The sequence below is a fragment of the Arthrobacter sp. A2-55 genome (assembly GCF_025548615.1).
In the GTDB taxonomy this organism is placed as follows: domain Bacteria; phylum Actinomycetota; class Actinomycetes; order Actinomycetales; family Micrococcaceae; genus Specibacter; species Specibacter silviterrae.
Map to the genome: position 1 here is coordinate 1 of NZ_JAJLOZ010000104.1, position 11,794 is coordinate 11,794.

Genomic DNA, 11,794 nt, shown 5'->3' on the forward strand with positions numbered 1-11,794 from the left:
GTCAGCTATTTCATGATCCTGCTCGACAACTCCATCATCTTCACTGGCCTGCCCGGCATCCAGGCGGAAATGGGCTACACCGCCACGGGCCTTGCCTGGGTGCAGGACGCCTACACCCTGGTCTTCGGCGGACTGCTCCTGCTCGGTGCACGGGCCGGTGACCTTCTGGGCCGCCGTCGCATCTTCATCATTGGCCTGGCAGTCTTCGCCACGGCCTCCTTGCTGATCGGCCTGGCACCCAAGGGCCAGTGGCTCATCGCCGCCCGGGCGCTGCAGGGCGTGGGCGCGGCCGTCGTGGCGCCGTCGTCCCTGTCCCTGCTCACCGCCAGCTTCGCGCCGGGCCGCGAACGCACCCGCGCCGTGGCCTGGTACGGCGCCACCGCAGGCATCGGCGCCAGCCTGGGCCTGGTCATCGGGGGAGCGCTGGCCCACTGGATATCCTGGCGCGCCGGCTTCTTCATCAACGTCCCCATCGGCGCCGCCATGATCCTGCTGGCGCCGCGCTACCTCCCCGCATCCCCGCGCAGCACCGGCCGTTTCGACGTGACCGGCGCGGTCACCGCCACCCTGGGCATGGGCGCCCTGGTCTTCGGCATCATCAGCTCGGCCGACGCCGGTTGGCTGGCCCCCCGGACCATCCTCCCGTTGGGTGCCGCTGCAGTTTTGCTCGCCGTGTTCGTTGCCAATGAGTGGCGGGCCGGGCAGCCCATCATGCCGCTGCGGCTCTTCGCCAGCCGGGAACGCTCCGGAGCCTACCTGCCCCGCATGCTCTACATGGGCGCCATGATCGGCTTTTTCTACTTCACCACCCAATTTCTGCAGGACGTGCTCGGCTTCAATCCGCTCCAGGCAGGCATGGCATTCTTCCCCATGACTGTGGTCAACTTCGCCGTCGCCCTGGCCATCCCGCGCCTGACCGCACGCTTCGGCAACGCGGCTCTGCTGGCCGCTGGCGTCGCCGTGACCCTGGCCGGCATGGTGTGGCTCAGCCGTCTCAGCGTGGGTACCTCCTACCTGGCCGGGGTGGCCCTGCCGATGGTGCTGCTGGGCATCGGGCAGGGGCTGGCCTTCGCGCCGCTGACCTCCGCCGGCATTGCCAAGGTCACCGCGGCCGATTCCGGCGCCGCCTCCGGCCTGGTCAACACCGCCCACCAGCTGGGCAGCAGCCTGGGCCTGGCCGTCCTGGTCACTGCCGCCGCGGCCACTTCCCGGGCCGACGGCGGAGCCCGGGCGGCCATTGCGGGTCACGTCAGCGCCGCCCTCACCGCCGGCAGCGTCATGCTGGCACTCTGCCTCCTTGCCTCGCTCGCGCTGATTGTGCCCGCCGAAATCGCGGCCCGGTCAGCCCGGGACGCGCCGTGGAGAACGGCGTGACGCGGGAGGAACTCATCGGGGCCAACACCTACGTCACGTTTTATGCCGGCTGGCCGCAGGGCATGGCCGCCATGGCCGTGGCCAAGGAACACTTCATCACCAACCACAAAGGAACACCATGAACATTGAACCCGCAGTTCCCACCGCCAAGAACCCTCCGGCCCAATTCGCCGGCGACGTCTGGCTAGACCCCATCGCAGCGCCCCATGAAAGCGATCAAACAATGGTGGTGGCCACTGTGCGCTTCGCACCCGGAGCCCGCACCGCCTGGCACTCCCACGCGCACGGCCAGTACATCCGCGTCACCCAGGGCGTGGGCCGCTTCGGCACACGGGACGGGAAGATCGTTGAGGTCCACCCGGGCCAGACGCTCTACACACCGCCGGGCGAGGAGCACTGGCACGCCGCGGCCCCGGGCTGCTTTATGGAGCACATCGCCATGCTGCAACAGGCAGAGGACCCGGCCGCGACCACTACCTGGGCCGAGCACATCACGGACGCCGACTACAACGGGAGGTGACGTGGCCGCCGTCGTGCCTCTTCTGCCGAGGTAGCGGGTCCGCGCCGAGACAGCGGGATATCTCCTGCGGTTTCGGCGCGCTTCCGCTATCTCGAGGCATGGGGCCGGTGGCGGTTGAGGAAGGCGTCCAGCCGCCACGCAAATTCATCCGGGTCGGACGCAGCTCCCTGCGGGGCGCGGCGGGCAGGCTGCACCAGCGGGGTCAGCCCATAGTTCACCGCCGCCTTGGAGGCCCGCAGGGATGCAGCGGACAGGCCGTCCCACTGCGCGAGGAGTTCGGCCAATGAATCATCCACGGTGCCGTCTTCCACCAAAGTGGTGATAAGGCCCATCTGATGGGCTTCTGGAGCAGGAAGCAGCCGGCCGCCGTAGAGCAGTTCCTTGGTCCGTCCCGGGCCGATCAGCAGGGACATTCGCGTGGCAAAAGTGGCTGGCACCAGCAGGCCCAGCCGGCCAATGGGCATGCCGATCTTGGCGGACCGGTTCACCAGCTGGAGGTCGCAAGCTAGCGCCAGCTGGCACCCGGCGCCGGTGCCGAAGCCCTCCACCACGGCCACGGTGGGGACCGGGATGTCCTCAACAGCCTGCAGCGCCGCTTCCATCCCGGCAAAGCTTTCACTGACTTCCTCCTGGGTGGCCCCGTCCCACTCGCGCAGGTCCGAGCCCGAGCAGAACACGCCGCCCCCGCCGCGAATCACCACGGCACGCAGATCCTCCCGGCCCGCGAGTGAATCGGCGTCGCGTGCCAGGGCGGCCCAATCGTCCGGCCGCAGGGCATTGAGCCGCCGGCCGGTGCCGAGGGTCAGGGTGGCGACGGGCCCGGTGGCATCCAGGGCGATGGCGTCCGGTGCGGCGCTGTTCAGTGGCGCGCCGTCCAGGGCGACGGCGTCCAGGTCCAGGTGGGTGGTTGTCATTGGATGGCTCCTGCCTTGCGAAGGGACGAAATGCGGTCTCCTGTCAATCCCAGGCTGGCCAAGATGCCGTCCGTGTGCTGGCCCAGCAGGGGAGGGGCCGTCCTGACGGTGGCAGGCGTCCGCGAGAGCTTGATGGGGCAGTTGACCATATTCAGTTCGCCTTCCGTGGGGTGCTGCACGGTCGCCACCATGCCACGGGCAAGGACCTGTGGATCGGCCAGGGCCTGGTCCACGGTTTGGATGGGGCCCACCGGCACGCCAGCGGCGTCGAGGACTGCCACCCATTCCTCCGTGGTCCGGGTGAGCATGATGCCCTCGATGAGGGGAAGGAGCGCGCCGCGGTGAGCCACCCTGTCCGGATTGCCCGCGAACAGGGGATCCGTGGCCAGGTCCGCCCGGCCGACGGCTTGGGCGAAGCGCCTCCACAGGCCGTCGTTGCCCACGGCCACCATGGCGAATCCGTCGGCTGTTTCGAACGCCTGGTACGGCACGATGGTGGGGTGGGCCGAGCCGTACCGCTGGGGAATGTTGCCGCTGGCGAAGTAGCCGCTGGAAACATAAGTCAGCCAGGAGACCGAGCCGTCCAGCAGGCTGATGTCCACCCACTGGCCCAGCCCTGTGCGCCCCTTTTCGTGCAGGGCAGCCAGGATGCCGATGGTGGCCCACATGCCTGCGGTCAGGTCTGCGCTGCTGACGCCCACCCTGACCGGCGGGCCGGCTGCCTCGCCGGTCACGCTCATGATGCCGCTGCGGGCCTGGGCGATGGCGTCGTAGCCGGGCCGGTGGGCGTCCGGGCCGGTTTGCCCATAGCCGCTGATGGACGCATAGACGAGGCCTGGGTTCCGTGCGGACAATTCCTCGTACCCCAGGCCTAGGCGCGCCGCCGTGCCCGGGCGGAAGTTTTCCACCAGCACGTCCGCCGTGAGGGCCAGCTTTCGCACGGCCGCCAGTCCCTCCGCCGACTTCAGGTCCACGGCGAGGCTGCGCTTGTTGCGGTTGACGGACAGGAAGTAGGCGGCTTCCTCGCCCTGGAACGGCGGGCCCCACTGGCGGGTGTCGTCCCCCTGCCCGGGCTGCTCGATCTTGATGACGTCCGCGCCGAGGTCCGCCAGCGTCATGGTGGCGAACGGGCCGGAGAGGATCCGGGTCAGGTCCAGCACCACCAAGTCCGCCAGGGCGCCGCCGTCGTGCTTGTCTTTTTGCAGTGTCACGCGGCACTCCTGACGGCCTTGGGGGAGGTGCCGGCCAGGGCGCTCGCCGTCCGGGGCAGCAGGATCAGGGCGGCCATGCTCACCGCCGCGCAGATGATGATGTAGATGGAAATGGCCGTGGAGTTGCCGTAATGAGCCAGCAGGGCGGCCGCAATGAGCGGCGCCGGGCCGCCGGCCACCACGCTGGCCAGCTGGTAGCCCAGGCCGGCGCCCGTGTAGCGGATGTCGGCGTCAAACCCTTCGGCAATGAGCGCTGCCTGCGGCCCGTACTGCATGTCATGCAGTGCCAGGCTGACGATAATGGCAATGGCGATGAGCAGCGCATTGCCGGTGTTGAGCATGCCGAAGTAGGGGAAGGCGAACAGGGCCGTCAGCACAATGCCCGTGCCGTACACCTTCCGGCGCCCGAATTTGTCCGAGAGCCGCCCGAACAACGGAATGCTGATGAGCCCCAGCGCCGCCGCAATGAGCGTGTCATCCAAGATGGAATTGCTGTCCAGCTTCAAGTGCTTGACGGCATACGTGAGCACGAAGGTGATGAACAGGTAGAACGGTGCCTGCTCGGAGGTCCGCACCAGCGCCGAGAGCAGGATCTGCCTTGGCTGGCGCCGGATGGCCTCGAGAATGGGGTTCTTGACCACCTGCTGCGTCTTGCGCATGGCCTCAAACTCCGGGCTCTCCACCACCCGCGCCCGCACCCAGAAGCCCACCCCGATCAGGACGATGCTCAGGATGAACGGTATCCGCCAGCCGTAGGCCACAAAGCCGGCGCTGCCTGTCATGCCGGTTGTCAGGCGGACGACGCCGGTGGACAGCACCAGCCCCAGCGGCACTCCCAGCTGGGGCCAGCTGGCAGACAGGCCGCGCCGCCCCTCCTTGCCCCATTCCATGCTGAGCAGCACCGAGCCGCCCCATTCCCCGCCGACGCCGATGCCCTGGATGATGCGCAGCAGCACCAGCAGGACGGGGGCGGCCACGCCAATGCTCTGCCACGTGGGCAGGAACCCTATGAGGACCGTGCCGAAGGCCATGAGGAACAGCGTGGCCATCAGGGTGGTCTTGCGCCCTATCCGGTCGCCGAAGTGGCCAAAGATGGCTGCTCCCACGGGGCGGGCCACGAAACCCACAAACTGCGTGCCGAACGCCGCCAGAATGCCGGCAAACGCCGACTGGCCGGGAAAGAACAGGTGCGGGAAGACGAGCGCTGCCGCAGTCCCGTAGAGGAAAAAGTCGTACCACTCAATGGTGGTGCCAACCACGCTGGCCACGGTGGCTCGTCGCGCAGCCTGCTTCCGGGTCACTTCTTGAACTGTCATCGCAACTCCATTGCCTTGATGATTCGGGCTCTCTCACTACGGGCTGGGAACCCTGGGGATTGAATGTGATGTGGATTACTGTCTCACTGGACTAGCCTCTAGTACACCGGGTCACTTTGTCAATACTCCTGCCATGTATTCTTGGAGGCAATCGAAGCGTGAGGAGACGCCGGTGAGCGAAATGGCAGAGGGCGATGCGTTGGGGCGTGTGGCGAAGCCCCGCCTCTATGAGCAGCTGGTGACGCTGCTCCTGGGCTACATCGAGTCCGCCCAACTGGGGCCGGGGGACCTGCTTCCTGCCGAGCGTGAGTTGGCGCAGCGGCTGGGCGTGTCCCGGGCAACGCTGGTCCAGGCCCTGGTGGCGCTGGAAGTTTTGGGTGTCATTGACGTCCAGCACGGCAACGGCGCCGTGCTGGTCTACCGGCCCAGCATTGCCACGGTCATCAAGGGCCTGCGGGAGCACAGCAACCGGCTGCCGGAGATTGTCGAGGCCCGGAGCACCATCGAGGTGAAGCTGGCCGGGCTCGCGGCCGCCCGCCGCACGGACGGCGAGATGGAGGCCATCGACGCGGCTCTGGACGTCATGGCCGCAGAGATCGCCAACGGCGACAGGGGCCTCAACGGTGACGAGCTCTTTCACCAGGCCGTCACGGCGGCGGCACATTCAGCCGTGCTGGCCCAGCTCATGACCTTTATTGCGGAAATGGTGCTCGAAACGCGCATGGAATCCCTGGGACAGCCGGGCCGTCCCGAGCAGTCCCTGGCCTCCCACCGCAAGATCGCCGATGCCATCCGGGCCAACGACTCCCAGGCCGCCGCCGAGGCGATGCAAAAGCACATCGCCCTTGTCTCGGACGTGGACCTGCTCAAGTAGGGGCCACCCGCCGGGTCGCCCGCCCCTCTTCCGCCGAGACAGCGGGTCCGCGCCGAGACAGCGGGAGATATCCAGCGGTCTCAGCGCGCTTCCGCTAACTCGGCGGGAGTGCCCTACACGCCGAAGTCTCCGACGGCGATCAGGTGGCGGTGGTCGAGTTCGGGCTGGAGTGGCCAGCCGGAACGCGCAGGCTGCCGTACCGCTCCATCCGGTGCCAGCGCAGGTGCACGCCGGCAAGCGCAGTGACCACCGACTGGATCACCACCAGGTACATGAGCTGGCGGTACACAAACTGCTGGAGCGGCAGCGTCCACAGCGGGCGGAGAGGTTCGTTGTCGAGGCGGAAGGCGTAGGCGGCCATGAGGCACTGGACCAACAGGAACGCCAGCCATAGCGCCCCGATGCGGAACGGATCCAGAAAGACCAACCCGTAAATGGCAAAAACATCAACCACGGGTGCAAACAGCGGGAGCAGCACCTGGAAGACCAGGAGGTAGCTCAACCCCCGCCGGCCCAGCTTGCCGGCCTGCCCGCCCTGGACCATCGCGCCGCGGTGCTTCCACATGGCCTGCAGCGTGCCGTAGCACCAGCGGTAGCGCTGCTTCCACAGGGCGCCCAGGCTTTCCGGCGCCTCGGTCCAGGCCCGGGCGTCCTCCTGATACACCACCCGCCAGCCGTCGCGGCACAATGCCATGGTCAGGTCCGTGTCCTCGGCCAGGGTGTCATCGCTGACACCGCCGACGGCGACAAGCGCGTCGCGGCGGAAGGCGCCGATGGCACCAGGGACGGTGGGCATGCACTCCGCGACGTCAAACAGGCGCCGGTCCAGGTTGAAACCGACCACGTATTCAATGTGCTGCCACGCACCGAGCATGCCACGGCGGTTTGCCACCTTTGTGTTTCCCGAGATGGCCCCCACGCGCGGGTCGGCAAAGGGCTGGATCAGGGAGCGGACCGTGTCAGGTTCAAAGACCGTGTCGCCGTCCACCATCACCACCAGCTGGTGGCTTGCCGCCTCAAGCCCGGCATTCAGCGCCGAAGGCTTGCCGCCGTTCTCCTTGCGCAGCAGCCGCACGCCAGGCAGTGCCATGGCTTCCACGACGTCGGCGGTGCCGTCGGTGGAGCCGTCATCAACCACGATGATTTCCACGGGGTGGTTCGAGGCGGCAATGGACCGTATGGCGGCCTCAATGCCGGCTGACTCGTTGTAAGCCGGCACAATCACCGTGGCGGGCTCGGTGACCGCGTCGCGGACCGGAACGTCCGCCCGCCTCCGCCCGCTGCCGGCCAACCGGATTCGCCGCGCGGCGCGCCTGTGCCGGGCAGCAAAGCCAACCACCAGGACGGCCCGGAGAAAAGTGACGATTCCGGCCGCCAGCAACGCCCACGTGATGGCCGTCACCATAAAGCTGCTGAGCCGGATACCCCAAACGAACGCCGTTCCGCTGATTTTTTCCGCCGTGGTGGCCGGGCGCATGCTCTGAATTCCAACAGCGCCGCCCACAGTTGTGACGTGGTAGCCCTGCGCCGCAAAGCTGGATAGGGCGGAGTCCAGTGCGGCAACAGATTGTTCCCGGTTGCCGCCGCCGTCGTGCATCAGGATCACCTGCCCCTGGGAGCTGTGCGGGGCGATGTTGCGCTCAATGGCGGTGATGCCGGGGCGGCGCCAGTCCTCGCTGTCGACGGTGCTCAGCACGGTTAGGTACCCCTGGCCGGCCACAGCCTGCATGGCCTGCCATGTGCCGTTGTTGACGGCGCTGTTCCCGGAGCTGTACGGCGGGCGCAGCAGGGACGCCGCCTGGCCGGTGATGCCGATGATGGCGCTTTGGGCCCCCTGTACCTCAAGTTGGCGGCGCCAGTTTGGAGCCGTGCCGAGGTCGGTGTGGGTCAGTGTGTGCACGCCGATCTCGTTGCCGTCGGCGATGATGCGGCGGACCAGGCCGGGGTGGTCGATTGCCGCAGAGCCGACGACGAAGAAAGTTGCGTGGACGTGGTGCTTCTGGAGGACATCAAGGATCTTCGGCGTCCAGACCGGGTCAGGGCCGTCGTCGAAGGTCAGGGCAAGCGTTCGGTTTGGCGGTCCCACGGTTCGGACTGCGCCGCCGCGCGCGTCCACCACCGGGCCTCCTCGGGAGACGGTGCCGGGGACGGCGCTGGTGGAATCGTTGGAGGCCACGGAGTCGTCGCCGATCCCTGCCAGGTGGGTCATGTACCCCTGCACCGTCAGGGCAACACCCAAGGCGAGGATGACGATGGCCAGGATTACCCAGTGGGCATTGACCTTGGCCGGGCCGGCAACCTTGCTGGCCCGGCGGGTCGCGTGCGGCCGGCCACGCATCCTCACGGGTGTGCGGGCGGCGTCGGGCGCTTTGCCTGACCGGGAGACGAGCCGCTCTTGCCAGGGGCGGCAGCCGCCCCCGCGCCTAGCGCACAGCCTGCCGCCGCTGTACCCGGGACACCGGGGGCTGCCCCGGATTGACGTTCACTGGCTTGCAGTGGGCCGCCGTTGGACAACGGCGTGGCTGTTGAAGTTGGGCGATGGCTGGCCGGCGGGGCGGCCGGGACGGCTGCCGGGGCGGCTGGTGAAATACCCAGCGGCAGGAATGGGGCGGCGGCATTCGGTCCACCGAGGAACGCAATCAGCAGGAGGATTACGTAGCCGGCCGCCAGTCCCAGCACGCCGAGGCCCATGACTTTGATCCTCCGCAGCCGCCTGCCGGAGGCGTCGACAAAGACGGGTCCGTGCGGCGGCGCGGACAGTGTCGCGTTGGGGTCTGCATGGTTGGCTGGCATCAATCGCCAATTTTAGACGACGGGCGCCACTGTCACAAATGGGTAACGATCGGCACTTTCCGGCGCCCCTTGGGATGCCCGCTTCAGCTGTTCTGTGACGACCTGCTCGGCCGCGGCCGCCGTGCATTCGCGGCGACAACACCGGTTGCCAATCCTGCGAAGCGGCCGTGAAATATTGAGGCCCGTCCGGCCCGCGGGGCCTTGCCGGGCGGGTCGCTTTACGGGACGCTTGAAAGATCAGCCCACGCTTTGCAGGCATTGGCGAGGAGCGTCATGCGAAGAATCATCAATTCCACCTACATCACCGCCGACGGCGTCATCAAGAACCCGCAGGACTGGCCGCCCCTGGAGCGCGACGAAACAGCCGATGCCATCCAGACGGAACTGCTGAGCCGGTGCGACGCAGTCCTGCTGGGCAAGGACACCTTCCTCAGCTTTGCCGCCGTGTGGCAAGGGCAGGCCGGAGATGCCTACACCGACCGGCTCAATGCGATGAGAAAGTATGTGGTGTCGACAACCATCCACACCTCTGACTGGGAAAACACCGTGGTGCTCGACACGGACATTGCCGCCGCCGTCGCCCGGATCAAGGACCAGCCGGGAGGCGACATTGTCAGCTACGGTTTTGGCAGGCTTGGCCGCACGCTGGTGGAAAACGGCCTGCTCGACGAAATCCGGCTCTGGGTCCACCCCTTCTTCCTTGGCGGCACGGCTGTGGACACCCTGCTTTTCGGCAATGCCCCGGCCGCTAGGCTCACCCTTGTCGATTCCCAACTGCTCAAGAACGGCATCGCCATACTGAACTACACCGTGCAGCATGGCGCCTAGCCCATGAAACTGACGACGGCGGCCCCCGTCCGGTTGCGCCGCAGGGGCAACATCCTCGAGGGGATCACCCTGGGCTGGAACGTGGTCGGCGTGGCGGTCCTGGCGGCTGCCTCGATTTCGGCCGGCTCCGTGGCGCTGGCAGGGTTTGGGCTGGACAGCTTGATCGAAATCGGAGCCAGCACCGTGGTGATCTGGGAGCTGTCAGGCAGTGGGGAGCGGCGCCAGTTAGTTGCCCTGAAACTCATCGCGGGTGCGTTTCTTGCCTTGGCACTGTACCTGTTCCTGCAATCGGGTGCCGCCCTGGCACTGGGGCACCATGCCGCCCCGAGCCCGGCCGGAATCGGCTGGACGGCGATCACCGCCGTGGCGATGTTTTTGTTGGCCGCAGCCAAGGCCCGAACAGGCAGGGCCCTGGGCAATCCAGTTCTTGCCGCCGAGGGCAGGGTGACGTTCATTGACGGCCTGCTGGCCACCGCAGTGCTGGGTGGGGTCCTGCTCGATGATCTGGCGGGCTGGTGGTGGGCAGACCCCGCGGCCGGCCTGGTCATTGTCTACTACGCGGTCCGCGAAGCCATGCACATACTGCGCCCCGGGAGCCGGCAGGCCAATAATTCAGCCGGGGTGCAGTAGCCTCATGCACGCATCCCCGAGGCCAGGACCTGAGCGCCTGCTTCGCATCGCCGGAGCAGCGGCGATCACTGGCGGGCCTGCCTGCTACCTGCTCGGCGGACTGCTGGCACCGGCCATCCACGGCACCGGCGCCGAAACCATCGAAGCCAACACGGCAGCGAACGCTTCGCAGAATGCAGTTCACCTGGCCGCCTTCGTGGCAGCCTCCTACCTGCTGCCCATGGGTGCCGTGGCCCTCGCCTGGCTGGCCTACCGCCGGACCCCGTGGCTTGCAGTCCTTGGCGGATTGCTCGGCGTCATTGGGTGGGCACCCTTTTCAGCGCTGGCCGCCCTGGATGATCTCGCCAGTGTCATGTCCCGGCAGCCTGGGGGCTCCGCCTATGCGGGCCTGTTGGACGACTTTACGAACGACCCTGTCATGGGCGGCTACCTGATTGTGTACGTCATCTGCCATCTCGCCGCGTATGTTCTCCTTGGAATCGCGTTGCGCCGTGCCCGCATCATTCCGTGGTGGTTTGCGTGGGCCATGATTGCCAGCAGTCCCCTCACAATCGCCGCCTTCGCGTTCCACAACGGAGCGCGCACCGCCGTTGGCGTGGCCGCCTTGGCCCTCCTGCTCCTGGGCAGCCTGCCCGCAGCACGCGCCATTGCTTTCCCGAACGGCAGAAAGGGCATTCCGAGAGGTTCCGGAATTCTCGGGCAGGGGTGAATTCCAGGCAAAGGGCTAGTGGACAAATCGACACCAAGCTGGGCGTTCCCCGTTAGTCTGCCTGCGGGTCTTTACAAGTTTGTCAAACGGCTACCAGACTGGGAAACACGTTTCGGCGACCGGCCGGGATGTCAAAATGTGAGGAGAAACCCATGGGATTCGGTGACTTGGTAAATGAATTCGCGAACAGCGAAGAAGGCCAGAACCTGAAGGACGAGGCTCTGAACAAGGCTGGCGACGCAGCCAACAACTTGACCGGCGGACAGTTCCAGGACCAGATCAACCAGGGCCGTGACGCTGTCAGCGGGGCTTTCGGCGGCCAGCAGCAGGATGACCAGTCCCAGGGTGGCGGGTACCAGGCCCAGGATGACCAGCAGCAGGGTGGCGGGTACCAGGCCCAGGACGACCAGCAGCAGGGTGGCGGGTACCAGGCCCAGGATGACCAGCAGCAGGGTGGCGGGTACCAGGCCCAGGATGACCAGTCCCAGGGTGGCGGGTACCAGCAGCAGGATGACCAGTCCCAGGGTGGCGGGTACCAGGCCCAGGATGACCAGTCCCAGGGTGGCGGTTACCAGGCCCAGGACGACCAGCAGCAGGGCGAGCAGGACCAGTACTGACGTGCAGT

Annotated in this window: 13 protein-coding genes; 8 read left to right on the forward strand and 5 right to left on the reverse strand. The window is 67.1% G+C overall.

The features are described from left to right. The 3 genes from LPN03_RS19595 to LPN03_RS19605 all read left to right on the forward strand — a co-directional run. Positions 1–1,374: MFS transporter (locus LPN03_RS19595; RefSeq protein WP_262455587.1), on the forward strand; the 1,374-nt coding region annotated here is incomplete at its 5' end. Then, entirely contained in the window at positions 1,371–1,496 is a 126-nt protein-coding gene (locus LPN03_RS19600) for a hypothetical protein (protein ID WP_262455588.1), read from the forward strand. The genes LPN03_RS19595 and LPN03_RS19600, both read left to right, overlap by 4 nt. Continuing rightward, a complete protein-coding gene (locus tag LPN03_RS19605; RefSeq protein WP_262455589.1) occupies positions 1,493–1,894 on the forward strand; it encodes a cupin domain-containing protein in 402 nt (133 codons plus the stop codon). Before LPN03_RS19600 ends, LPN03_RS19605 begins: the two co-directional genes overlap by 4 nt. A gap of 86 nt (positions 1,895–1,980) precedes the next feature. Here the strand turns inward: LPN03_RS19605 and LPN03_RS19610 are convergent, their stop codons facing one another. From LPN03_RS19610 to LPN03_RS19620, 3 genes are read right to left on the reverse strand one after another with little or no spacing between them, the layout of a single operon-like run. Next, entirely contained in the window at positions 1,981–2,808 is an 828-nt protein-coding gene (locus LPN03_RS19610) for an enoyl-CoA hydratase/isomerase family protein (protein WP_262455590.1), read from the reverse strand. After that, positions 2,805–4,019: a CaiB/BaiF CoA transferase family protein gene (locus LPN03_RS19615; RefSeq protein ID WP_262455591.1), complete on the reverse strand. Its 1,215-nt coding sequence runs from the start codon at positions 4,017–4,019 to the stop codon at positions 2,805–2,807. Before LPN03_RS19615 ends, LPN03_RS19610 begins: the two co-directional genes overlap by 4 nt. Next, entirely contained in the window at positions 4,016–5,335 is a 1,320-nt protein-coding gene (locus tag LPN03_RS19620; RefSeq protein WP_165183607.1) for an MFS transporter, read from the reverse strand. Before LPN03_RS19620 ends, LPN03_RS19615 begins: the two co-directional genes overlap by 4 nt. 181 nt (positions 5,336–5,516) lie before the next feature. On the opposite strand from LPN03_RS19620, the gene LPN03_RS19625 reads away from it, so the two are divergent. After that, entirely contained in the window at positions 5,517–6,209 is a 693-nt protein-coding gene (locus tag LPN03_RS19625) for a FadR/GntR family transcriptional regulator (RefSeq protein ID WP_262455596.1), read from the forward strand. 139 nt (positions 6,210–6,348) lie between these two features. On the opposite strand, the gene LPN03_RS19630 is transcribed toward LPN03_RS19625, so the two are convergent. After that, the gene (locus LPN03_RS19630) at positions 6,349–8,547 is read right to left on the reverse strand and encodes a bifunctional polysaccharide deacetylase/glycosyltransferase family 2 protein (protein WP_262455592.1); all 2,199 of its coding nucleotides are present in this window, start codon (positions 8,545–8,547) and stop codon (positions 6,349–6,351) included. Positions 8,548–8,549: 2 nt separating this feature from the next. After that, positions 8,550–9,002, reverse strand: coding sequence for a hypothetical protein (locus tag LPN03_RS19635; RefSeq protein ID WP_262455593.1), 453 nt, complete (start codon positions 9,000–9,002; stop codon positions 8,550–8,552). Positions 9,003–9,275: 273 nt separating this feature from the next. On the opposite strand from LPN03_RS19635, the gene LPN03_RS19640 reads away from it, so the two are divergent. The 4 genes from LPN03_RS19640 to LPN03_RS19655 all read left to right on the forward strand — a co-directional run bounded on the left by LPN03_RS19640 (position 9,276) and on the right by LPN03_RS19655 (position 11,786). Next, positions 9,276–9,830, forward strand: coding sequence for a dihydrofolate reductase family protein (locus tag LPN03_RS19640; RefSeq protein WP_262455594.1), 555 nt, complete (start codon positions 9,276–9,278; stop codon positions 9,828–9,830). Positions 9,831–9,833: 3 nt separating this feature from the next. Then, the gene (locus LPN03_RS19645) at positions 9,834–10,460 is read left to right on the forward strand and encodes a cation transporter (RefSeq protein WP_240902416.1); all 627 of its coding nucleotides are present in this window, start codon (positions 9,834–9,836) and stop codon (positions 10,458–10,460) included. A 4-nt stretch (positions 10,461–10,464) separates the two neighbouring features. Next, positions 10,465–11,169, forward strand: a complete 705-nt coding sequence (locus tag LPN03_RS19650; RefSeq protein ID WP_165183603.1) for a hypothetical protein — start codon at positions 10,465–10,467, stop codon at positions 11,167–11,169. 152 nt (positions 11,170–11,321) lie between these two features. Then, the gene (locus LPN03_RS19655) at positions 11,322–11,786 is read left to right on the forward strand and encodes an antitoxin (RefSeq protein ID WP_205678415.1); all 465 of its coding nucleotides are present in this window, start codon (positions 11,322–11,324) and stop codon (positions 11,784–11,786) included. Positions 11,787–11,794: the final 8 nt, after the last annotated feature.

Coding starts and splice junctions, on each gene's coding strand:
- LPN03_RS19640 (WP_262455594.1), top strand. CDS start 9,276: ATGCGAAGAATCATCAATTCCACCTACATCACCGCCGACGGCGTCATC.
- LPN03_RS19635 (WP_262455593.1), bottom strand. CDS start 9,002: ATGCCAGCCAACCATGCAGACCCCAACGCGACACTGTCCGCGCCGCCG.
- LPN03_RS19610 (WP_262455590.1), bottom strand. CDS start 2,808: ATGACAACCACCCACCTGGACCTGGACGCCGTCGCCCTGGACGGCGCG.
- LPN03_RS19625 (WP_262455596.1), top strand. CDS start 5,517: ATGGCAGAGGGCGATGCGTTGGGGCGTGTGGCGAAGCCCCGCCTCTAT.
- LPN03_RS19645 (WP_240902416.1), top strand. CDS start 9,834: ATGAAACTGACGACGGCGGCCCCCGTCCGGTTGCGCCGCAGGGGCAAC.
- LPN03_RS19620 (WP_165183607.1), bottom strand. CDS start 5,335: ATGACAGTTCAAGAAGTGACCCGGAAGCAGGCTGCGCGACGAGCCACC.
- LPN03_RS19655 (WP_205678415.1), top strand. CDS start 11,322: ATGGGATTCGGTGACTTGGTAAATGAATTCGCGAACAGCGAAGAAGGC.
- LPN03_RS19650 (WP_165183603.1), top strand. CDS start 10,465: ATGCACGCATCCCCGAGGCCAGGACCTGAGCGCCTGCTTCGCATCGCC.
- LPN03_RS19630 (WP_262455592.1), bottom strand. CDS start 8,547: ATGCGTGGCCGGCCGCACGCGACCCGCCGGGCCAGCAAGGTTGCCGGC.
- LPN03_RS19605 (WP_262455589.1), top strand. CDS start 1,493: ATGAACATTGAACCCGCAGTTCCCACCGCCAAGAACCCTCCGGCCCAA.